23 protein-coding genes are annotated in these 21,632 nt (G+C 60.4%); 14 read left to right on the top strand and 9 right to left on the bottom strand.

The genetic code is table 11. The features are described from left to right. Nucleotides 1-123: 123 nt before the first annotated feature. Together ACM6IK_RS01320 and ACM6IK_RS01315 are read left to right on the top strand one after the other, a co-directional pair. The gene (locus ACM6IK_RS01320; protein WP_414872812.1) at nucleotides 124-1,164 is read left to right on the top strand and encodes an Ldh family oxidoreductase; all 1,041 of its coding nucleotides are present in this window, start codon (nucleotides 124-126) and stop codon (nucleotides 1,162-1,164) included. Nucleotides 1,165-1,481: 317 nt separating this feature from the next. Continuing rightward, nucleotides 1,482-1,733: a hypothetical protein gene (locus ACM6IK_RS01315; protein ID WP_007983592.1), complete on the top strand. Its 252-nt coding sequence runs from the start codon at nucleotides 1,482-1,484 to the stop codon at nucleotides 1,731-1,733. A gap of 66 nt (nucleotides 1,734-1,799) precedes the next feature. Here ACM6IK_RS01315 and ACM6IK_RS01310 read toward each other — a convergent pair whose 3' ends face one another. Further along, on the bottom strand, nucleotides 1,800-2,735 hold the full coding sequence (locus ACM6IK_RS01310; protein WP_414872811.1) for a LysR substrate-binding domain-containing protein: 936 nt from the start codon (nucleotides 2,733-2,735) through the stop codon (nucleotides 1,800-1,802). A gap of 84 nt (nucleotides 2,736-2,819) precedes the next feature. Here ACM6IK_RS01310 and ACM6IK_RS01305 point away from each other — a divergent pair, with 84 nt between their 5' ends. The 6 genes from ACM6IK_RS01305 to ACM6IK_RS01280 all read left to right on the top strand — a co-directional run bounded on the left by ACM6IK_RS01305 (nucleotide 2,820) and on the right by ACM6IK_RS01280 (nucleotide 9,711). Further along, nucleotides 2,820-3,743 (top strand): carbon-nitrogen hydrolase family protein, encoded by a 924-nt coding sequence (locus tag ACM6IK_RS01305; RefSeq protein ID WP_414872810.1) that lies wholly within the window; start codon nucleotides 2,820-2,822, stop codon nucleotides 3,741-3,743. 137 nt (nucleotides 3,744-3,880) lie between these two features. Continuing rightward, nucleotides 3,881-5,545 carry an AMP-binding protein gene (locus tag ACM6IK_RS01300; protein WP_414872809.1) on the top strand — a complete coding sequence of 555 codons (1,665 nt, stop codon included), beginning with the start codon at nucleotides 3,881-3,883 and terminating at the stop codon, nucleotides 5,543-5,545. 16 nt (nucleotides 5,546-5,561) lie between these two features. Beyond that, nucleotides 5,562-6,323, top strand: coding sequence for an SDR family NAD(P)-dependent oxidoreductase (locus ACM6IK_RS01295; protein WP_414872808.1), 762 nt, complete (start codon nucleotides 5,562-5,564; stop codon nucleotides 6,321-6,323). Between the two features lie 12 nt (nucleotides 6,324-6,335). Further along, complete coding sequence (locus ACM6IK_RS01290; protein ID WP_414872807.1) at nucleotides 6,336-7,529, top strand: acetyl-CoA C-acyltransferase; 1,194 nt, start codon at nucleotides 6,336-6,338, stop codon at nucleotides 7,527-7,529. Nucleotides 7,530-7,686: 157 nt separating this feature from the next. After that, complete coding sequence (locus ACM6IK_RS01285; protein WP_414872806.1) at nucleotides 7,687-8,814, top strand: acyl-CoA dehydrogenase; 1,128 nt, start codon at nucleotides 7,687-7,689, stop codon at nucleotides 8,812-8,814. A 123-nt stretch (nucleotides 8,815-8,937) separates the two neighbouring features. Next, complete coding sequence (locus ACM6IK_RS01280; protein ID WP_057714717.1) at nucleotides 8,938-9,711, top strand: enoyl-CoA hydratase; 774 nt, start codon at nucleotides 8,938-8,940, stop codon at nucleotides 9,709-9,711. Between the two features lie 192 nt (nucleotides 9,712-9,903). Here the strand turns inward: ACM6IK_RS01280 and ACM6IK_RS01275 are convergent, their stop codons facing one another. From ACM6IK_RS01275 to ACM6IK_RS01265, 3 genes are all read right to left on the bottom strand, one after another. Further along, nucleotides 9,904-11,055: an acyl-CoA dehydrogenase family protein gene (locus tag ACM6IK_RS01275; protein WP_414872805.1), complete on the bottom strand. Its 1,152-nt coding sequence runs from the start codon at nucleotides 11,053-11,055 to the stop codon at nucleotides 9,904-9,906. Between the two features lie 3 nt (nucleotides 11,056-11,058). Then, nucleotides 11,059-12,165, bottom strand: coding sequence for an enoyl-CoA hydratase/isomerase family protein (locus ACM6IK_RS01270; RefSeq protein WP_414872804.1), 1,107 nt, complete (start codon nucleotides 12,163-12,165; stop codon nucleotides 11,059-11,061). A gap of 163 nt (nucleotides 12,166-12,328) precedes the next feature. Beyond that, the gene (locus ACM6IK_RS01265; protein ID WP_414872803.1) at nucleotides 12,329-13,222 is read right to left on the bottom strand and encodes a LysR family transcriptional regulator; all 894 of its coding nucleotides are present in this window, start codon (nucleotides 13,220-13,222) and stop codon (nucleotides 12,329-12,331) included. Nucleotides 13,223-13,343: 121 nt separating this feature from the next. Between ACM6IK_RS01265 and ACM6IK_RS01260 the strand changes: the two genes are divergently transcribed. The 3 genes from ACM6IK_RS01260 (at nucleotide 13,344) to speB (ending at nucleotide 15,386) form a co-directional block, all read left to right on the top strand. Continuing rightward, nucleotides 13,344-13,619 (top strand): DUF6280 family protein, encoded by a 276-nt coding sequence (locus ACM6IK_RS01260; RefSeq protein ID WP_414872802.1) that lies wholly within the window; start codon nucleotides 13,344-13,346, stop codon nucleotides 13,617-13,619. A gap of 102 nt (nucleotides 13,620-13,721) precedes the next feature. Next, nucleotides 13,722-14,405: an extracellular solute-binding protein gene (locus tag ACM6IK_RS01255; protein WP_414872801.1), complete on the top strand. Its 684-nt coding sequence runs from the start codon at nucleotides 13,722-13,724 to the stop codon at nucleotides 14,403-14,405. A 21-nt stretch (nucleotides 14,406-14,426) separates the two neighbouring features. Continuing rightward, nucleotides 14,427-15,386 carry an agmatinase gene (gene speB, locus ACM6IK_RS01250; RefSeq protein WP_414872800.1) on the top strand — a complete coding sequence of 320 codons (960 nt, stop codon included), beginning with the start codon at nucleotides 14,427-14,429 and terminating at the stop codon, nucleotides 15,384-15,386. A 124-nt stretch (nucleotides 15,387-15,510) separates the two neighbouring features. On the opposite strand, the gene ACM6IK_RS01245 is transcribed toward speB, so the two are convergent. The 3 genes from ACM6IK_RS01245 to ACM6IK_RS01235 all read right to left on the bottom strand — a co-directional run bounded on the left by ACM6IK_RS01245 (nucleotide 15,511) and on the right by ACM6IK_RS01235 (nucleotide 18,349). Further along, entirely contained in the window at nucleotides 15,511-15,708 is a 198-nt protein-coding gene (locus ACM6IK_RS01245; RefSeq protein ID WP_414872799.1) for a hypothetical protein, read from the bottom strand. A gap of 127 nt (nucleotides 15,709-15,835) precedes the next feature. Beyond that, on the bottom strand, nucleotides 15,836-16,375 hold the full coding sequence (locus ACM6IK_RS01240; RefSeq protein WP_414872798.1) for a dihydrofolate reductase family protein: 540 nt from the start codon (nucleotides 16,373-16,375) through the stop codon (nucleotides 15,836-15,838). A 921-nt stretch (nucleotides 16,376-17,296) separates the two neighbouring features. Continuing rightward, complete coding sequence (locus ACM6IK_RS01235; protein WP_414872797.1) at nucleotides 17,297-18,349, bottom strand: aldo/keto reductase; 1,053 nt, start codon at nucleotides 18,347-18,349, stop codon at nucleotides 17,297-17,299. 159 nt (nucleotides 18,350-18,508) lie between these two features. Here ACM6IK_RS01235 and zapE point away from each other — a divergent pair, with 159 nt between their 5' ends. The 3 genes from zapE to ACM6IK_RS01220 all read left to right on the top strand — a co-directional run bounded on the left by zapE (nucleotide 18,509) and on the right by ACM6IK_RS01220 (nucleotide 20,845). Continuing rightward, a complete protein-coding gene (gene zapE, locus ACM6IK_RS01230) occupies nucleotides 18,509-19,627 on the top strand; it encodes a cell division protein ZapE (protein ID WP_414872796.1) in 1,119 nt (372 codons plus the stop codon). A gap of 26 nt (nucleotides 19,628-19,653) precedes the next feature. Then, on the top strand, nucleotides 19,654-20,235 hold the full coding sequence (locus ACM6IK_RS01225; RefSeq protein ID WP_414872795.1) for a DinB family protein: 582 nt from the start codon (nucleotides 19,654-19,656) through the stop codon (nucleotides 20,233-20,235). Nucleotides 20,236-20,353: 118 nt separating this feature from the next. Continuing rightward, complete coding sequence (locus tag ACM6IK_RS01220) at nucleotides 20,354-20,845, top strand: GNAT family N-acetyltransferase (RefSeq protein WP_414872794.1); 492 nt, start codon at nucleotides 20,354-20,356, stop codon at nucleotides 20,843-20,845. Nucleotides 20,846-20,927: 82 nt separating this feature from the next. Here the strand turns inward: ACM6IK_RS01220 and ACM6IK_RS01215 are convergent, their stop codons facing one another. Continuing rightward, entirely contained in the window at nucleotides 20,928-21,137 is a 210-nt protein-coding gene (locus ACM6IK_RS01215; protein ID WP_218430660.1) for a hypothetical protein, read from the bottom strand. 186 nt (nucleotides 21,138-21,323) lie between these two features. Continuing rightward, nucleotides 21,324-21,506, bottom strand: a complete 183-nt coding sequence (locus ACM6IK_RS01210) for a DUF6026 family protein (protein ID WP_414872793.1) — start codon at nucleotides 21,504-21,506, stop codon at nucleotides 21,324-21,326. Nucleotides 21,507-21,632 lie beyond the last annotated feature (126 nt).

Raw genomic sequence — 21,632 nt, 5'->3', positions numbered from 1 at the left:
ATTCGTGATACGGATATCCTCATCGACCCTGAGCGAAAGGTTGACAGGTCGCTCGCCGCGCGTTGTTAATCGGCGGGTCTTTGTACGCTGTTGTTCCCTCCAATAATCAGTCTGGAGCTTCAGATGTCTGCGCCACACGATCACGCATCTACTGCGATCTCGTCACACCTGTCATTCGAAGCGCTGAGCGCTTTGCTCGAGAAGATTTTTCTGCGTCACGGCACGTCGGCCGATGTTGCCCGGGTACTTGCGCAAAACTGCGCCGGTGCCGAGCGCGACGGCGCGCACAGTCACGGGGTATTCCGGATTCCGGGTTATGTTTCGACGCTGCAAAGTGGCTGGGTCAATGGCCAGGCCGTTCCGGTGGTCGAAGATGTGGCTTCAGGGTTTGTGCGGGTCGATGCCGCTAACGGTTTTGCGCAACCGGCCCTGGCGGCGGCACGCGAGTTGCTGATACAGAAAGCCCGGAGTGCCGGCATCGCGGTGCTAGCAATCCGTAACTCGCACCATTTCGCTGCCTTGTGGCCGGATGTCGAGCCCTTCGCCGAAGAAGGCCTCGTGGCCTTGAGCGTGGTCAACAGCATGACCTGCGTGGTGCCCCACGGCGCCGACCGGCCGCTGTTCGGCACCAACCCGATTGCCTTCGCTGCGCCGCGGGCCGATGGCGCACCGATTGTCTTCGACCTGGCCACCAGTGCCATTGCCCATGGCGATGTGCAGATTGCCGCACGCGAGGGCAAACGCTTGCCGGCAGGGATGGGCGTGGACAGCCTCGGCCAGCCGACCACAGACCCGAAAGCGATTCTTGAGGGCGGTGCGTTGCTGCCTTTTGGCGGGCACAAGGGCTCGGCATTGTCGATGATGGTCGAGTTGCTCGCGGCGGCACTGACCGGCGGCAATTTTTCCTTCGAATTCGACTGGAACAACCATCCCGGCGCCAAGACGCCCTGGACTGGCCAATTGCTTATCGTGATCGACCCGAGCAAAGCGGTGGGGCAAAGTTTTGCCGAGCGCAGCCAGGAGCTGGTGCGGCAAATGCACGGTGTCGGCTTGAAGCGTTTGCCCGGTGACCGGCGTCACCATCAGCGCGCCAAATCACAGGTCAATGGCATCGAGCTGGATGCGCAGACGCTGGCGAACTTGCGGGAGCTGGCGGGGGAGTGATTCGAGGTAATGGCAAATAACGGCTAATTAACGCAACCCTCTGTGGGAGCGGGCTTGCCCGCGATGGCGGACCGTCAGTCAACAAAGATGTTGGATGTGATGGCCTCATCGCGGGCAAGCCCGCTCCCACAGGGTTCCGTGTTTGCCATGGATGCCCGCCGATATGGATTTCAGTGGCCTCGACTGCGGGCAAGGTCCAGTCGCGTACGCTGGTTGCAGCTATTTTCCCCGGGGAGGCCATCTTGCTGAAAAACCGGCGCAGGACATTTCGTCCTACAGTGTAAGATGTCGCCTATTTTACGCAGCAGGAAATTCCCATGAGCTTCAATCTGGCCGACAAACCCCTCGCCGAGCGCGCTGCGCTTGAAGACGAGAAATCCCGTCTGTTCGAACTCTGGCAAAACAACCTGGGCAAAGCCAAGGGCGAGGCCGCACGGTTGTTCGGCGAACGGGCCAAGCGCAAAGGCAAATGGGCCGAATGGGTGCGCGCCGAGCTGGATGGCATGTCGCCTCCGGAATTCGCCAACATGGTGCGCAGTGAAGTCAATCGCTTGATGGCCGCCAAGTAGGCGCTGCCGAAGGCTGCGATCTGTTGATCTTGATCTTGTTGCGCAGCAGTCGCCGAAAAGAAAACATCAAAAGATCGCAGCCTGCGGCAGCTCCTGCGAGAAACCGGCGACAATCGCTTCGCGCACTTTCAACACCACCGGGTCGAGCTGGATACTGGTGCGCCAGCCCAGCTCGATCGGGTAACGCGGCAACGCCAAAGGGCAGGGTAGCAACGCCAGCCCGCTGAGCGTTGCGATGCTTTGGGCGGCATGGGCCGGAATGGTCGCCACGGCCCGGCTACCTTTGAGCAAATGCGGCAACGCGGCAAAATGCGTGGTCGAGGCGCACACCCTTCGACTCAGCCCCAGCGCCGCCAATCCTTCATCGGTAATCCCGATAAAACCGCCGGACGACACCAGAATGTGTTCGCGGGCCACAAACTCCTCAAGACTGATGCCCTGCTGGCCCTGGACCAGGCTCGACGGGTCCACCAGGCACATATAGCCACCTTCCCCCAGCACCTGACGGCTGAGCAGCCGCTCGGCAAACCCGCCCGCGGTAATCGCCAGGTCAATGCTGCGCTCCAGCAACGCCTGGGCGACGATCTGGCTGTGGGTCTGGCGAAAAATCAACCGCAGTTTCGGCGCGCCACGGCCTATTTCCTCGATCAGCCGCCGGCCGTAGGCAATCTCGAAATCATCCGACATTCCCACGGTGACCGAGCGGCCTTCGTACTGTTGCGCGGCCGGATCGACCATCGCCAGGCTCTGCCGGCACTTGTTCAAGGCATCGCTGACCACCGGCTTGAGCTGATTGGCCTTGAGCGAGGGGGCCAGGCCGCGTCCGGTGCGCACGAACAGCTGATCGCCATACACCTCGCGCAACCGACGCAAGGCCGCGCTGACGGCCGATTGCGTCACGCCCAGGCGCAAGGCGGCACGGCTGGCGCTGGACTCTTCGTGCAGTGCTTCGAAGACTTTGAGCAGGTTGAGGTCGATGTCGGTGATATTCATTTGGCTCATATCATTCAGCAGTGAATCGGTCTTTATTGATGATCACGTGGCGCCGGAGAATGAGCAACACCTGATGCGAATGGAGTTTCCGAGATGCCCAAATCAATCGTTGCGGCCCTGCAAATCGGTGCCTTGCCCGATGGCAAGGCGCAAACACTGGAACAGATCCTGTCCTATGAAAACGCGATCATCGAATCCGGCGCCGGGTTGGTGGTGATGCCCGAAGCGCTTCTGGGTGGTTACCCCAAAGGAGAGGGCTTTGGCACGCAACTGGGCTATCGCCTGCCGGAAGGTCGCGAAGCCTTTGCCCGCTATTTTTCGAATGCCATTGACGTACCCGGCGCGGAAACCGAAGCGCTGGCAGCGCTATCCGCGCGCTCTGGGGCCAATCTGGTGATCGGCGTGATCGAGCGTGCCGGCAGCACCTTGTACTGCACCGCGCTGTACTTTGATCCGCAGGCCGGGCTGGTGGCCAAACACCGCAAGCTGATGCCCACCGGCACCGAGCGGCTGATCTGGGGCAAGGGTGATGGCTCGACCTTGCCGGTGATCGACAGCCAGGTCGGGCGCGTCGGCGCGGTGGTGTGCTGGGAAAACATGATGCCGCTGCTGCGCACGGCGATGTACGCCAAAGGCGTGGAGGTGTGGTGCGCGCCGACCGTGGACGAACGGGAGATGTGGCAGGTCAGCATGCGCCACATCGCCCATGAGGGGCGCTGTTTCGTGGTCAGTGCCTGTCAGGTCCAGGCATCGCCGCAGGCCCTGGGCCTGGACATCGCCAACTGGCCGGCGAATCGGCCGTTGATCGCCGGCGGCAGCGTGATCGTCGGTCCCATGGGCGACATCCTCGCCGGACCGTTGCGTGATAGCGCCGGTCTGCTCACTGCACAAATCGACACCGACGACCTGGTACGCGCCCGTTATGACTTTGACGTGGTTGGTCACTATGCCCGCCCGGATGCGTTCGAGCTGACCGTGGACGAGCGCGTCAAACCCGGGGTGCACTTCATCGCGTGATGCCCTGCGGGCTTTGGCCAAAACAGTCAGGCAACTTGATAACTTTGACCATTGCCCGCCACCCCGCGCAGAGCGAGTATTTCCCTGTTGATTACGGTTCCCCCCAACCTAATAAAAAACACAGAGGGATTCTGGCAATGCGCGATTACTTGTCTGCTACTTCTCAGTTCAATTATCAGCACACGGTCGATGCCGCACTCGCAGGCGACCTGACGGCCCTCAACGCCTGTATCGAATGCTGTGACCGGCATGCCTTGCCGGGTCGCATCGCGCTGTTCTGGGAAGGCCGCGACGGCAGCAGCGCGGCTTACACCTTCACCGAACTGCAGGACAAGGCCGCGCGCTTCGCCAATTTTCTGCTGGCCCAGGGTGTGAAAAAAGGCGACAAGGTCGCCGGCCTGTTGCCACGCAATATCGAACTTCTGATCACCGTGTTCGCCGCCTGGCGCATCGGCGCGGTGTATCAACCGCTGTTTACCGCGTTCGGTCCCAAAGCCATCGAACACCGCCTGAGCAGCTCTGGTGCCAAAGTGGTGGTCACCGATGGGGTGAACCGGCCGAAACTGGCCGAAGTCGCCGATTGCCCAACCACGGTGACCGTCACCGGCCCCAAAGGGCAGGGCCTGGTTCGCGGCGATTTCAGTTTCTGGGCCGAACTGGCCAACTATTCCGCCGACTGCGAGCCGGTGCTGCTGACCGGGGAAGATCCATTCCTGCTGATGTTCACCTCGGGCACCACCGGCCCGTCGAAAGCACTGTCGGTGCCGCTCAAGGCCATCGTTGCGTTCCAGAGCTACACCCGCGATGCGGTGGATCTGCGCCCGGAAGACGCGTTCTGGAACGTCGCCGATCCGGGTTGGGCCTACGGCATTTATTTCGGTGTCACGGGACCCATGTCCATGGGGCATCCGATCACCTTTTACGATGGCCCGTTCACCCTCGAAAGCACCTGCCGGGTGATCAACAAGTACGGGATCACCAACCTCACCGGTTCGCCGACGGCCTACCGTTTGCTGATTGCCGGCGGCGAAGAATTCGCCAGATCGATCAAGGGCAAGTTGCGTATCGTCAGCAGTGCCGGCGAGCCGCTGAATCCGGAAGTGATCCGCTGGTTCGCCGACAACCTCGGCGTGGTCATCCACGACCATTACGGCCAGACCGAACTGGGCATGGTGCTGTGCAATCACCACGGCCTTGAGCACCCGATTCACATGGGCGCCGCCGGATTTGCCTCACCGGGCCACCGCATTGTGGTACTGGATGACAACTACAAGGAACTGGGCATTGGCCTGCCGGGCATCCTGGCCATCGACCGCAGCCAATCGCCGATGTGCTGGTTCGCCGGCTACGAAGGCGGGCCGACCAAGGCCTTTGTCGGCAACTATTACCTCAGTGGCGACACCGTCGAATGGAACCCGGACGGCAGCATCAGCTTCGTCGGTCGCAGCGATGACGTGATCACCACCTCCGGCTACCGGGTCGGTCCGTTCGACGTGGAAAGTGCGCTGATCGAACACCCGGCCGTAGTCGAGGCCGCCGTGGTCGGCAAACCCGATCCGGAGCGCACCGAACTGGTCAAGGCCTTCGTCGTGCTCAACCCGCAATACCGCGCTGAACCTGCGCTCGCCGAAGAGCTGCGCCAGCACGTGCGCAAACGTCTGGCGGCGCACTCGTACCCCCGCGAAATCGAATTTGTCAGCGAATTGCCGAAAACCCCAAGCGGCAAATTGCAGCGCTTTATCTTGCGCAACCAGGAAGTCGCCAAGGCTCAAGAGGCCGCGGCGAAGAACGTTCCAGCTTGAATCCAGGGAAACAATGATGCAGATCGAGAACAAGATTTTTATCGTCACCGGTGGCGCTTCCGGCCTCGGTGCCGCCACCGCCGAGGTGCTGGTTGCCGCTGGCGCGAAAGTGATGCTGGTGGACATGAACGCCGAAGCCGTTGCAGCTCAGGCCCAGCGCCTTGGCGCGCACAGCGTGGTGGCAGACATCAGCAACGAAGCGGCGGCCGAAGCGGCCGTGCAGGCGACGGTCAAGGCCTTTGGCGGCCTCAATGGTCTGGTCAACTGCGCCGGCATCGTGCGTGGCGAGAAGATTCTCGGCAAGAACGGTCCACACGCGCTGGCCGGTTTCAGCCAAGTGATCAACGTCAACCTGATTGGCAGTTTCAACATGCTGCGTTTGGCAGCGGCGGCGATTGCCGAAACCGAAGCGGATGCCGACGGCGAGCGCGGCGTGATCATCAACACCGCGTCGGCTGCAGCTTACGACGGCCAGATTGGCCAGGCGGCCTACGCGGCGTCCAAGGGCGCGATTGTCAGCCTGACCTTGCCGGCGGCCCGGGAACTGGCGCGTTTCGGCATCCGTGTGATGACGATCGCCCCCGGCATCTTCGAAACGCCGATGATGGCTGGCATGACCCAGGAAGTCCGCGATTCCCTGGCCGCCGGCGTGCCGTTCCCGCCACGCCTTGGCAAACCGGCCGAGTACGCCGGGCTGGTCAGGCATATCATTGAAAACAGCATGCTCAATGGCGAGGTGATCCGTCTCGACGGTGCCTTGCGCATGGCCGCCAAGTAAGGAGGATTTGTCATGACTCTGTCCAACGATCCAATTGTTATCGTCAGCGCCGTCCGCACTCCGATGGGCGGTTTCCAGGGCGAACTGAAAAGCCTGACCGCGCCGCAACTCGGTGCGGCCGCCATCAAGGCCGCCGTCGAACGAGCCGGCGTTGCCAGTGATAGCGTCGATGAAGTGTTGTTCGGCTGCGTACTGCCGGCAGGCCTTGGCCAGGCGCCTGCACGTCAGGCGGCGCTGGGCGCGGGGCTGGATAGATCGACCCGCTGCACCACCCTGAACAAGATGTGTGGCTCGGGCATGGAAGCGGCGATTCTGGCCCACGATATGCTGCTGGCAGGCAGTGCCGACGTGGTGGTCGCCGGTGGCATGGAAAGCATGTCCAACGCGCCCTACCTGCTGGACCGCGCCCGTGCCGGTTACCGCATGGGCCATGGCCGGGTGCAGGACTCGATGTTCCTCGACGGCCTCGAAGACGCCTACGACAAGGGCCGCCTGATGGGCACCTTCGCCGAAGAATGCGCCGACACCAACAGCTTCAGCCGTGAAGCCCAGGACGCGTTCGCCATTGCCTCGACCACTCGCGCGCAGCAGGCGATCAAGGACGGCAGCTTCAAGGCCGAAATCGTCCCGCTGACCGTGACGGTCGGCAAAGAGCAGGTGGTGATCAGCAATGACGAGCAGCCACCAAAAGCCAGGCTGGACAAGATCGCTTCGTTGAAGCCGGCGTTCCGCGAAGGCGGCACGGTGACCGCGGCCAACTCCAGTTCGATCTCCGACGGTGCCGCCGCGCTGGTGCTGATGCGCCAGTCCCAGGCACAGAAGCTAGGCCTGAAACCCCTGGCGGTGATCCATGGCCACGCCGCGTTCGCTGACACCCCGGGCCTGTTCCCGGTGGCGCCAATCGGCGCGATCAAGAAGTTGATGAAGAAAACCGGCTGGTCGCTCAATGAGGTCGATCTGGTGGAAGTCAACGAAGCCTTCGCCGTGGTCGGCATGGCCGCGATGACTCATCTGGAAATCCCTCACGAGAAACTCAACGTGCACGGCGGTGCTTGCGCCCTCGGTCACCCGATCGGCGCGTCCGGTGCGCGGATTCTGGTGACCCTGCTTTCGGCCCTGCGCCAGAAAGGCTTGAAGCGTGGTGTCGCGGCGATTTGTATCGGCGGCGGTGAAGCGACGGCCATGGCCGTGGAATGCCTCTACTGAGGCTTTCGCAGTCCCTGTAGGAGCGAGCTTGCTCGCGATGGACGTTAACGATGACGCGGGGCGCCTGGATGAACGCGGTGTCCTGACGTTCTTCGTCGGATCGCCGCCCGGAGCAAGCTCGCTCCTACAGGGGGCAATTAAACTTTAAGGATTCACCATGATCCCCAATGACGACCAAACACAAATCCGCGACATGGCCCGGGACTTTGCCCAGGAACGGCTGAAACCGTTCGCCGCCGAATGGGATCGCGAGCACCGCTTTCCCAAGGAAGCCATCGGCGAGATGGCCGGGCTGGGCTTCTTCGGCATGCTGGTGCCGGAGCAGTGGGGCGGATGCGACACCGGTTACCTGGCCTACGCCATGGCCCTGGAAGAAATCGCCGCCGGTGATGGTGCCTGCTCGACGATCATGAGCGTGCACAACTCCGTGGGTTGTGTGCCGATCCTCAAGTACGGCAACGATGATCAGAAGGAGCGCTTCCTCAAACCGCTGGCCAGCGGTGCGATGCTCGGCGCTTTCGCCCTGACCGAACCCCAGGCCGGTTCCGACGCCAGCGGCCTGAAAACCCGTGCGCGCCTGGAAGGCGATCAGTACGTGCTCAACGGCTGCAAGCAGTTCATCACGTCCGGGCAGAATGCCGGGGTGGTGATCGTATTTGCGGTGACCGATCCGAGCGCTGGCAAACGCGGCATCAGCGCCTTTATCGTGCGGACCGACTCGCCGGGCTACACCGTTGCGCGGGTCGAAGACAAGCTCGGCCAGCATGCGTCCGACACCTGCCAGATCCTCTTCGAAGACGTGAAGGTGCCGGTGGCCAACCGTTTGGGCGAGGAGGGCGAAGGCTACAGGATTGCCCTGGCCAACCTTGAAGGCGGTCGCGTCGGCATCGCTTCGCAATCGGTGGGCATGGCCCGCGCCGCGTTCGAAGCGGCTCGTGACTACGCCCGTGAACGCGAAAGTTTCGGCAAGCCGATCATCGAGCACCAGGCCGTGGCCTTCCGCCTGGCGGACATGGCGACCCAGATCGCCGTAGCGCGGCAAATGGTGCACTACGCCGCCGCCCTGCGTGACAGCGGCCAGCCGGCCCTGGTCGAAGCGTCTATGGCCAAACTGTTCGCCTCGGAAATGGCCGAGAAGGTATGCTCCTCGGCGCTGCAAACCCTTGGCGGTTATGGCTACCTCAACGACTTCCCGCTGGAACGGATCTACCGCGACGTGCGGGTCTGCCAGATCTACGAAGGCACCAGCGATATTCAGCGCATGGTCATTTCGCGCAACCTCTAAATTGGAACACCGGTAGGAGCTGCCGCAGGCTGCGATCTTTTGACGTTGACTTTCAAGATCAAAAGATCGCAGCCTGCGGCAGCTCCTACGGGGATCTAGCCCTATGCAAAACAGGAGTTGTTTATGAGCTACGAAACGATTTTGCTGGAAACCCATGGCCGCGTAGGCCTGATCACCCTCAACCGTCCACAAGCGCTGAACGCGTTGAATGCGCAGATCGTCAGCGAACTGAACCAGGCCCTCGATGGCTTCGAGGCTGACTCGAACATCGGCTGCATCGTCCTGACCGGTTCGAAAAAAGCCTTTGCCGCCGGCGCCGACATCAAGGAAATGGCCGAGCTGACCTATCCGCAGATCTACATCGACGACCTGTTCAGCGACAGCGATCGCGTGGCCAACCGCCGCAAGCCGATCATCGCGGCGGTCAACGGTTTCGCCCTGGGTGGCGGCTGTGAACTGGCACTGATGTGCGACTTCATCCTGGCCGGCGACAACGCCAGGTTCGGTCAACCGGAAATCAACCTCGGCGTGCTGCCGGGCATGGGCGGCACCCAGCGCCTGACCCGCGCCGTGGGCAAGGCCAAGGCCATGGAAATGTGCCTGAGCGGCCGTTTGATCGATGCCGTGGAAGCGGAGCGTTGCGGCATCGTGGCGCGTATCGTGCCGAGCGATGAGCTGCTGGATGAAGCGCTGAAAGTCGCGGCATTGATCGCCAAGAAGTCGTTGCCGATTGCGATGATGGTCAAGGAAAGCGTCAACCGTGCCTTTGAAGTGAGCCTGGCCGAAGGCGTGCGCTTTGAGCGTCGAGTGTTCCATGCGGCATTTGCGACGCAGGATCAGAAGGAAGGGATGGCGGCGTTTATTGCCAAGCGCGAAGCCGAGTTCCAAGGCAAGTGATGTAGCGTTCTTGCGAGCCTCATCGCGAGCAGGTCGGACCGCCGCACCGTCGCTCCCACATTGGACCTCAGTGTTTATGAGATCCCTTGTAGGAGCGAGCCTGCTCGCGAAAAACCTGAGGGCACCGGGGCGATTCAGGTACCCCGCGTCATCGTTGACCTCCATCGCGAGCGAGCTCGCTCCTACAAGGCTTCACACCAGGTAGTTCTTCAGTTCCCGGGCGATCACCATCCGCTGAATCTCGCTCGACCCTTCGTAGATCTGCGTGATCCGCGCATCCCGGTAGTATTTTTCCACCGGATAATCTTCCAGGTACCCGTAACCGCCATGAATCTGAATGGCAGACGAGCAGACCTTTTCCGCCATTTCCGACGCAAACAGCTTGGCTTGTGAGGCCTCCGACAGGCAGGGTTTGCCGGCCGTGCGCAGGCGCGCGGCGTGCAGGATCATCAGTCGCGCCGCGTTGAGTTGCATGTGCATGTCGGCCAGCAAATTGGCGATGCTCTGGTGTTCATTGATCGTCTTGCCAAACTGCACCCGATCACGGGAGTAGGCCAGCGCCGCTTCGAACGCCGCGCGAGCGATGCCGAGTGCTTGAGCTGCGATGCCGATGCGGCCGCCTTCGAGGTTGGACAAGGCGATGGCCAGGCCCTTGCCGCGTTCGCCCAGCAGATTGGCCTCGGGGATGGTGCAGTCGTTCAGAGTGACCGCGCAGGTGTCGGAAGCGCGGATGCCCATCTTGTGTTCGGTGCGGTCGACGATAAAACCGGTGGTATCGGTCGGTACCAGGAACGCCGAGATGCCACGCTTGCCCAAATCCGGATCGGTCACGGCAAACACAATCGCCAGCTTGGCGCGCTTGCCGTTGCTGACGAATTGCTTGGCGCCGTTGATCACCCACTGGCCGTCGCGCAGTTCGGCGCGGGTGCGCAGGTTGTGTGCCTCGGAACCGGCCTGGGGTTCGGTCAGGCAGAAGCAGCCGATGACCTTGCCACTGGCCAGGTCCGCCAGCCAGGTCTGTTTCTGCTCTTCGCTGCCGTAGTTCATCACAGGTCCGCAGCCGACGGAGTTGTGGATGCTCATGAAGGCGCCGGTAGCACCGTCGCCGGCGGAGATTTCTTCCACGGCCAGGGCGTAGGCGACGTAGTCGACATAGGTGCCGCCCCATTCCTCGGGGACCACCATGCCCAGCAAGCCCAGTTCGCCCATCTTGGCCACCAGACCGTCATCGATCCAGCCGGCCTTTTCCCAGGCCTGGGCATGGGGCGCGATTTCGCCACGGGCAAAATCCCGGGCCATGTCGCGGATCATGACTTGCTCTTCGCTCAATTCGATATCGTGCATGGTTCAGCTCTCGCTCTGGTCAAACCCGCTGAAGAAGCTCGCCACGTGTTCGGCGTCCAGCGCCTCTAGGGTGGGCGGGTTCCAGCGGGGTGTCTTGTCTTTGTCGATCAGCAAGGCGCGCACGCCTTCGATCAGGTCGCCGCGCTCGAACCACTGGCGGTCCAGATGCAGCTCAAGGGCGAAACATTGCTCAAGGGGCAGCTCGCGTCCGCGACGGAGCATTTCCAGGGTCACGGCCATGGCCAGCGGTGAGCGGGTTTCCAGCAGGTTGGCGGTGGTGACGGCCCACTCATGGCTGTCGGCGACCGTGACCTGGCGCAGTTGCTCCACAATACTCGGCACATCGGGTTGGGCGAAGAAGTGGTCGATGGCCGGGCGCAACGTCGCCAGTGGCGCGTCAGGCAGTTGCTGCACCGCGAACTTCGCCAACAGGCCTTGCAGGTCCTTGAGCGGCGTGTCGTGCCATTCGAGCTGGTCAAGTTTCTCGTCCAGGGCGCGCAGTTTGTCGCTCTCCAGGTACCAGTCCGCCAGCCCGCAATACAGCGCATCGGCAGCGCGGATTTGTACGCCACTGACGCCGAGGTAAATCCCCAGTTCGCCGGGAATGCGCGGCAGGAAGTAGCTGCCGCCGACGTCGGGGAAGTAGCCGATGCCGACTTCCGGCATCGCCAGACGGCTTTTCTCGGTGACCACGCGCAGGTCCGCGCCTTGCACCAGGCCCATGCCCCCGCCGAGGACAAAACCGTCCATCAGGGCCAGCACCGGTTTGCGGTAGTGGTGGATCGCGAGGTCGAGGGCGTATTCCTCGACGAAGAAATCTTCGTGCAGGGTGTCGCCGTTTTTGAAACTGTCATACAGCGAGCGTATGTCGCCGCCGGCGCAGAAGGCTTTTTCCCCGGCACCGCGCAAGACCACGGCATGCACTTGCGAATCCTGGGCCCAGGCGTCGAGCTGGCGGTGCAGGTTGCGCACCATGTCCAGGGTGAGGGCATTGAGGCCGGTGGGGCGGTTGAGGGTCAGATGACCAATGTGGTTGCGCACTTCGGCCAGCACTTCGTTTTGCATGGCATCCAGGAACTGCGCCCCCTTCGATGAAACCTGAGCAGTCATCACTAACTCCCTGCTTTTATTGTCTTTATCGAGATGCTCGCGCGCGAGCGATGACGGATCGTATCAGTGCAAATTTGCCTTGTACAACCCGGATAAGTGCAGGTTATCTGTGCATTTTTGCATGGTGATGACCGGCACTGTTTCAGCGTAGACCAACGCGTATTCAGGCAAACGCCGCGAGCAGATCCTCTTCGAACGCCTTCTGCGCATCGCCGGCCACCTGAGCCCGGTGCCGGGCCAGATGAAACGCGACATCGAAACTCATGTCGCCGCGACGCACGGCCCTGAGCAAACCTTTGTCTTCCCAGCCACGGGCAAAGTGGCTGGGCAAATAACCGACATGCTTGCCGGAAAGGATGAAGGCGAGGGTGCCTTCGACTTGTTCGGAGCGCGCCGAACACAACTTGCCCTGGAAGGGTTCGTCACTGCGCAGGAACCGGTAGGGGTGATCGACCCGGTCGCAGGCCTGCAGATCCTGATCTTCGGGGGCCGGGTTAGTGAACAGCGGATGGCCGGGGGCGCAATACAGATGCTGGGTTTCAATGAATAACTGGCGGTAGTCAAACGCACTTTGTACTTGCGAGAAGTAGCCGATGGCCAGGTCCAGCCGCTGTTGCAGCAGCAGGCGTTCCATCTCGCCGGGCATGGCGCTGATCAGCTCGATACGCACTGACTCGTCCCGCTCACGGAAGCGCCGGATTGCTTCGGCCACCCGTTGCAGCACCGATTGATCCAGGGCTTCGGACAGGCCCAGACGCACTTCGCCGATCAAGCGTCCGGCCACGCCGTTGGATTGATGACGGAAGGCTTCGATGGACTCGAACAGTCCACGGGTGGCGCTGAGCAATTGCTCGCCCTTGGGAGTGATCTTGAATCCGCCCTTGCCGCGACTGCACAAGCGATAGCCAAGGCGGGTTTCCAGTTTGGCCATTTGCTGGCTGATGCTCGACTGGCTCAACCCCAACTCGCCCTGGGCTGCGCTGAAGCCGCCGCACTCCACCACGCTGACGAACAACCGCAATAATTGCAGATCCAGATCATGCAGTTGGCCGAGCATCAAACATTACTCCGTCATAAAGTCAGGTTAATTAACTTGATATTTCACCAATGTATCCGACGATGCATCCTGCAACCACTTCTTCTGGTCAGGTGTTCGTCATGGCTCCCATGTTCAAGCTGTGTTTGCCCGCGCTGTTGCTCGTCGTTGCCGCTTCGGCCCAGGCCGAGGACAAGGTGGTCAATCTGTACAGTTGGGCCGATTACGTCGCCCCCGAAACCCTGCAACGGTTCGAGCAGGAGACGGGCATCCATGTGCGCTACGACACCTTCGACGCGCCGGAGGTACTGGAAACCAAGCTGCTCACCGGTGGCAGCGGGTACGACGTGGTCGTCCCGTCGTCCAGTGTGCTGGCGCGCGGCCTGGCGGCAGGTGCGCTCAAGGCCATCCCCCATGAAGGCCTGAAGGGCTACGCCAATCTTGATCCCGACCTGTTGGAAAAGATGGCCGCGGTCGATCCCGGTAATCGCTATGGCGTGCCCTATACCTGGGACTGGGGATGAATGTCGAGGAGGTGAAGAAACGCCTGCCGAATGCACCGCTCAACAGCCTGGACCTGCTGTTCAAGCCGGAATACGCCAGCAAGCTGAAGGACTGTGGCATCGCGGTCATTGATTCACCACAGGAAGTGATCGGCCTGGCCCTGCATTATCTGGGCAAGGATCCGTACAGCACCGACAAGAGTGATCTCGACGCGGCCCAAACGCTATTGCATCAGTTGCAACCCTCGGTGCTTTACGTTGCCAGTGGGCGACAGATCAACGATCTGGCCAATGGCAGCATCTGCCTTGCGCTGACCTACAACGGTGACGCCAGCATGGCCGCCGACCAGGCACGCAAGGCCAACAAGCCCTATGAAATCGCCTACCGGATTCCCAGGGAAGGCACCATCGTGTGGCAGGACAACCTGGCGATCCCCAAGGACGCGCCACACCCCGAGGCTGCCCGCCAGTTCATCGAATTCATGTTGCGCCCCGAGTCCGTCGCGGCGCTGACCAACACGCTGTTTTTTGCCACCGCCAACCAGGCCGCCACGCCGCTGGTGGATGAGGCCGTGCGCACCGATCCGGACATTTACCCACCCGCCGATGTGCGTGAGCGGCTGTACGCCGACCGCAGCATGAGCCTCAAGGACATGCGCCAGCGCACCCGCTTGTGGACCACTTTCCGTAGCCGCCAATAACTGGAACTGAAGGAGCCTTCAATGGACGCCCCTGTGCAAAACGATCAAGCCATCACCCGTGACAGCCTTTACGGCACGGCCGCCGAAAGTACCTACGGCGGCATCACCAGTTTCATGCGTCGGCGCTACAGCCGCGACTTGCGCGGGGTCGATGTGGCGGTCAGTGGTGTGCCGTTCGATACGGCCACCAGCAACCGCCCCGGCGCACGCTTCGGACCACGTGGCATTCGTGCGGCCTCGACCGGCATTGCCTGGGAACGGCACTGGCCATGGACCTTCGACCCGTTCGATCACCTGGCGGTGATCGACTACGGCGATTGCGATTTCGATTACGGCTCACCGCAGTCGACACCTGAAATGATTGAGGCCCACGCCGAGCGAATCCTCAATGCCGACACGGCGATGCTGACTTTTGGTGGCGACCATTTCATCACCTATCCGCTGCTCAAGGCCCATGCCCGCAAGCACGGGGCGTTGTCGCTGATCCACTTCGACGCCCACAGCGACACCTGGCCGGACGAAGAAGGCAAGCGCATCGACCACGGCACCATGTTCTGGCACGCGGCCAGGGAAGGGCTGGTCGATCCGTCACGCTCGGTACAAATCGGCTTGCGCACCACCAACGATGATCATCAAGGCTTTCAAGTGCTCGACGCGCGGCAGGTGCATCGCCGTGGCTGCGAGGCGATTGTCGAGGCGATTCGGGCGCGGGTCGGCGACAACCCGGTGTACCTGACTTTTGACATCGACTGCCTCGATCCGGCGTTCGCTCCGGGCACCGGAACCCCCGTGTGCGGCGGCTTGAGCACGGTGCAGGCGCTGGAGATTCTCGGCGGTCTGCGCGGGATCAATCTGGTGGGCATGGACGTGGTGGAAGTGGCGCCGGTCTATGACAGCGCGGAGATCACGTCACTGGCGGCGGCGACGCTGGCGATGGAAATGCTGTGTCTGTATGCGGCAAAACATAAGGTCGATCGGTAAACGCCGACCCCCTGTGGGAGCGAGCCTGCTCGCGAAAGCGGTGTGTCAGTTGGTGCAGCGGTAGACTGACACTCCCCATTCGCGAGCAGGCTCGCTTGTATGTTTAGACTTGAAGGGGTGGGTGTCAGGCCACTGGAACGAATGGCAGGTCAAGGATCTGGCCACCACTGAACCGCGCAAACGAACCGGAAATAGATTCGTGCGGCTGGCGTGGTGACGCGGTGGGGTGGGGTGCAGCGGCGATGACGCTCAGGTTATTGCGTACATTCAGATAGCCGATATCGCGAGCATCGGCGACTGTCAGGGCGGCGGGTTTCACCATCCCTGTTCCATGAACACTCGCCAGAGCGACAACGGCCAGCAAACATATACTCAATACCAAACGCTTCACTGGTTTCTTCCTTGGGGTCCGACGCTGCGAGTTTCGATACACGATCGTCTTGCGGGCGTTAATCCGCTTTCACGTCCAGGACGCATTCCATGGCACCGCTCTGCAGCGTGCGCTGTTTTCTGAGAACGACTTCAAGCGCAAGGTCAACGGGCAGTACGGGAACGCCGGTGCCGAGAAAGATCGGAATGGTGGTGATGAACAGCTGCTGCAATTCCCCGGCGTCAGCAAAACAGGCTGCCGTTTTGCCGCCACCGACCAGCCAGACATTCTTGCCCTTCGCCGCTTGCCTGGCCCTGGCCGCGATGGCTTCGGCATCACCGCGTACGAAGGTGATATCCAGGTTGGCGGGGACTGACCGATTCCGGTTGCTCATGACAAAGGCGGGCACATCCTGATAGGGCCAGTCATCAGGAGCGTTCGACATGATCCAGTCATAGGTCTGTGACCCCATGACCACCGCTCCGACCGTCTGATAAAAATCATCATAGGGTGTTGCGTCATCCCCCAGCGCAAAGTTCTCCAGCCAATCGAGTTTGTGTTGTTGAGTGGCAATATAACCATCCAGGGTGGCAGCTACGTAATAGATCAGAGTCGACATGGGTTTTCCTTGTAATCATGCAGGTGGGAAATGACCCATAAATAAAGAGCCCCTCTGGAAAGTGGTGAGGGGCGATGGTGATCATTTATTTCGGGTAGGCGAAGATAATGCCGTTTTCACTTGGTAGGCGCTTTATTTTGTTGCGCTGTATACCATCTACTTGGTAATGGGATAAGCGTTTTTACTTGTGGTGCTGGTGCGGGGAAGCAGCGGAGCTTTATATCTCATGCAGCTTGTGAAGTGTCCTTGACTACAAGATGCGGTTGAATTTTTAACTTTGAATTTTAGGCGTCGTGCGGCTGTTGCAGTTGGATTTATGATTGACTATTTAGATTGCAAATCAAATGATAAGAAAGTAACAAAATATTGCGATGGTCCAAAGGTGTGGGTGGGGAGCCAACTTTTATGAATGATCTGTAGGAATGTTCTGAAGAAGCCCAGCATCAAAAAAATAAGTTCTGGAAATACGTGGGCTCCAGACAGGTATTGTGCAAAATAGAGGGTTTGTTCAGAGTCTCCCTAAGCCACGCCAGACTATATAAAAGTAGAGTTAGGAGACTAGTCAGGGGGGGCGGATGTTGTTTGCCTGATGGTGGCTGCTTATTTTATTTTTATTTTTATTTTAATTATATGGGGTGGGTTTAGCTACTAAGGTCCGTAATGGATGACTATTGATATATGGATGCATAAATAATGCCTAGCGTTTTTTCTGACGGAAAAGGGAATGGAAATCCAGGTTTTGTGCATGTGTTCAGTCGTATTACGCCGACTTATGTAGAGAAGTGCGGTACCAAACTGAGCCAGGCCCATGATGAATGCTGCGAATATTGAGCCTGCTCGCGATGACGGTCTTGCATTCAACATCTCTGTTGGCTGACAGGTCCTCATCGCGAGCAGGCTCCCCCACAGTTTTGATGGGTGTCAGGCCACCGGAATGATTGGCAGGTCGAGGATCTGACCACCGCTGAAGCGCGCGGATGAACCGCTGATGGATTCATGCGGCACGCCTTTGGCCACATCACTGACGCCATCGAGTCGTGCCAGTTGCTCAGTACCCAACTGCACATTCAACGCGCCCAACGTGGCGTCCAGCTGTTCACGAGTCCGGGAACCGAGGATCGGAATCAGCGCGGTGGTCGAGCGTTTGGCCTGTTCCCGCAGCCAGGCAATGGCCACGTGAGTCGGGCTGGCGTCCAGTTCTGCGGCAACGCTGATCAAGGCGTCGAGCAGGGCAGTTTCGCGGGCGCTTTTTTCGGCGTGAATCAGTACGCCGAGCTTGTTCGCGCGGTTGTCCCCTTCAGTGTTGCGGTATTTCCCGGTCAGGAAGCCACCACCCAGCGGCGACCACAACGTCGCGGCCAGGCCCAGGGCTTCGGCCATCGGCAGTTGTTCGCGCTCAGCGGTGCGTTCGGCGAGGCTGTACTCGACCTGGATCGCAGCAATCGGTGCAAAGCCACGTATCTGCGCCAGCAGGTCGGCGCGGGCGATGCGCCACGCAGGGAAGTTCGACAGCCCGGCGTAATGAATCTTGCCGGCACTGACCAGGTCGTCGAAGCCGCGCAGGATCTCCTCCATGGGCGTGACGCCATCGCTCATGTGGGCCCAGAACAGGTCGATATGATCGGTCTTCAGGCGTTTAAGGCTTTCTTCGACGGCGCGCACCATGTTCTTGCGACTGTTGCCAGTGTGGGAAATGCCGGCGGCGGGTGTAGTCCCGAGGGTGTATTTGGTGGCGATGACCAGGCTATCCCGTTCTGCGGCGATGAATTCGCTGAGCATGGCCTCGGACTGCCCGCCCTGATAGCCGTTGGCGGTATCGATGAAGTTGCCGCCGGCCTCCCGATAACCCTCAAAAATGCGTTTTGCTTCGTCACGCTCGGCGCCATGGCCCCAACCGGTCCCGAAATTACCGGCACCCAGCGCCAGTTCGGAAACACGCAAGCCGGTTTTACGACCGAAGACTTTGTAATGCATGGGATGACTCCAGGGGGCTGGCGACAGGATTTAATAGATTGTTTGCGACATCTATAAAATATGATGGTAGTAATCTAATGCGTCAAGGTGCTTTTCCTTCCTGCACAAAACCGCCGATCACCGGTCGCGTTTTCCATGCGCAATGGCATACTGCCGCCCATGACTATCGATTCCCCCTTAAGCGCCTGGCAGCACGCCATCGAACAAAAGGGCTTCGTCCAGGACGAGGCTCAGGAATATGCCGTGTGGGCGCTGCAAAAATGCCACGAAGCGCTGCATGAAGGCCGTTCGCCCATTTCCGGCGTATACCTGTGGGGGCCGGTGGGGCGGGGTAAAACCTGGTTGATGGACCAGTTCTACCAAAACCTGCGGGTACCGGCGCGGCGCCAGCACTTTCACCACTTCATGGGCTGGGTGCACCAACGCTCGTTTCAACTGACCGGCACCGCCGATCCGCTCAAGGCGCTGGCTCGTGAATTGGCCGAAGAAGTGCGCGTGCTGTGTTTCGACGAGCTGTTCGTCAATGACATCGGCGACGCGATCATTCTCGGGCGCCTGTTTCAGGTGATGTTCGAGCAGGGCGTGGTGGTGGTCTGCACCTCCAATCTGCCGCCGGACCAGTTGTACGCCGACGGATTCAATCGTGACCGCTTCCTGCCTGCCATTGCGGCGATCAAGCAGCATATGCAAGTGATTGCAGTGGATGGCGGGGAAGACCATCGCCTGCATCCGGGTGCCGGATCGCAACGTTATTGGGTGGCAGACCCCGATAAACCCGGCGCTTTGGGTGAAGTGTTCCAGACGTTGAGCGTTGGCCAGTCGGTATCGAGTGAGTCGGTCAGGGTCGGTTACCGTTCCCTTGAGGTGATCAAGGCCAGCCCGGCCGTGCTCTGGACCCGTTACGCCGCGCTGTGCGAGCAACCCTTCGCGGCCATGGACTTCATCGCCCTGTGCGATACCTACAGCGCTATTCTGTTGAGTGAGGTGCCCAACCTCAGCGCGCAGAAACGCACCGGGCGCATTGCCCGTGGCACCGAGGACGGTGTCGAGCGGGTGGAAGCGGGGGACCGCGAGTTGCCGCAGCTGTCGGTGCATGACGACGGTGTGCGACGCTTCATCGCCCTGGTGGACGAATGCTACGACCGCAAGGTTCCGCTGTACCTTGAAGCGCGGGTGCCAATGGCCTCGCTTTACACCGAGGGATATCTGGAGTTTCCGTTCCGCCGCACCTTCAGTCGATTACAGGAAATGCAACTGCAACGGTTTGCCGAAGTTTGATCGGGATTTGATCGGGAGCAGCGAACATGAATCAGCCCCTGTCGCACCATCTGCTGACCATGGCCTATCAGAACGCCTGGGCCAATCACAGACTGGCCAAGGCCTGCTGTCAGTTGAGCCCGCAGGAACTGAGTGCACCCCGGGTCAGTTTCTTCCCGACTATCCGCGCCACCCTCAACCACATCCTCACCTGTGACTGGTTTTATGTGGACGCCCTGGAGCGCGAACTGCGCGGTGACGATCCGCATCCCGATTGCCAGGTGTTTTTCAAGGAGGACGAACCCTGTCTCGTGGCGCCGGACCTCGTTCGCGAACAGGCCCACGTCGACCGCCGGCTGATCGCCTACTGTGAGCAGATGCGCGACGCCGACCTCGGCAAAATCGTGACCATCGCCCGCGACACCCCGCAGCACGACAGCCGTTTGCGCCTGCTGTCCCATTTGTTCGAACACCAGATCCATCATCGAGGACAGGTTCACGCCATGCTCAGTGGCACTTCGGTCAAGCCACCGCAACTCGACGAGTTTTTCTGTGCCGGTGAGTCGCACTTGCGGGCGGAGGATTTTGCCGAGCTGGGATGGACCGAAGCCTTGATCTGGGGCGCTTGAGCGCCAAAAGATTTCCTCGGCTGCGATTGTCGTTGGCACGGTGCTCGCGCTATGGTCAGCGCGCACTTCAGCGTGAAATACATGCTGGAGGCTACTTCATGTGTGATCGAGGATGGAAATGGACTCCGCAGAAATTCTTGTGCTTCAGGCCAGTTACACCAATCCGGTGCACGCCGAGGCTATTTGTCTGGTGTTGAACCACTACGCCGAGGACCCGATGGGGGGCGGCCAGCCGTTGCCAGCCCATGTACTGGCGCAACTCCCGGCAGAGCTCGCCCGGCGTCCCCACGCTTTCAGTGTGCTGGCCTTTGTCGGGGGCGAGCCGGCCGGGCTGGTCAATTGCTTCGAGGGGTTTTCCACCTTTGCCTGCCGGCCGCTGGTCAATGTGCACGACGTGTCGGTGGTGAAAAAATTTCGCGGCTTGGGCTTGAGCCAGAAGATGCTGCAAAAGGTCGAGGACATCGCCCGTCAACGTGGCTGCTGCAAGCTCACCCTGGAAGTGCTGGAAGGCAATGCCGTGGCGCAGGGTTCCTATGAAAAAGCCGGTTTCGCTGCTGGCATGTTCGACCCGGCCCACGGACGGATGCTGTTCTGGACCAAGAACCTCTGACTCGACAGGCAAAGAAAGGGCGTCCATCAGGACGCCCGACAGTCTTCTGTGACCCTAGGGGGCGCAGTCAGAAGTCCATGGATCATTTCGGTCTGTAGGTTTCAGTCATTTGTGCGGTTTGATCGTCGGGCACCCGCAGCTCAGTGCTTTGGATGGGGTGGCCCAAGGCTTGTTGCTGGGCCAGTCGCAGGCTTTCGTAGTAATAGCGCATGCGTTCGGCTCCACCTTCGGCAAAAGCGCTGGCGGAGCCCAAAGCCATCAGGCCGGCGAGGATCAATGTGGTGCGTTTCATGGTGTGCCTCCCACTGAAGTTGTCGGATGCCTTTCGTCCATGAATCAATGAAGCAGTGTCGAAATGGCATTATCCGCTGATTCGATTAAATAGAAATCAGCTTCACCAACAGTCTTCTTTGCCGAGGGTGGCAGGGCGTGAGCCGGTGCGGAAGCAGTGCAGACTGCTCCCGCTTGAAAGGAGGGGTCAGGCGAGTGGGGCGCGTTGCGTCACAGCCAGGGGCTGCACCTGATTGGCTTGCAGCCGCAGTCGCAACTGCGCCAGCTCCTGCTTCAATTGATCGCGTTCGTCCTTCAACTGGCGCAATTCATCGCGACGGATAGTGACGTAAAGGGTTTGTGCTGGCAGTGCGGTGTGTACTGTGCCCATTGCTCACCTCGCAAATGGCGTGTCTCAACTGTAGAACCGCCTCGAAAACAACGGCTGATCTACTATCGGCGCCAATTTTGATTTCTTTTGCCCCTGAAGGGAACTTTTTTATTTTTCATGGTCGTT

The sequence above is a fragment of the Pseudomonas sp. IT-196MI5 genome (genome assembly GCF_949767415.1).
Taxonomy (GTDB): domain Bacteria; phylum Pseudomonadota; class Gammaproteobacteria; order Pseudomonadales; family Pseudomonadaceae; genus Aquipseudomonas.
Note: the sequence above shows the minus strand (reverse complement) of the source record. Positions and strands in the feature narration are given on the sequence as shown.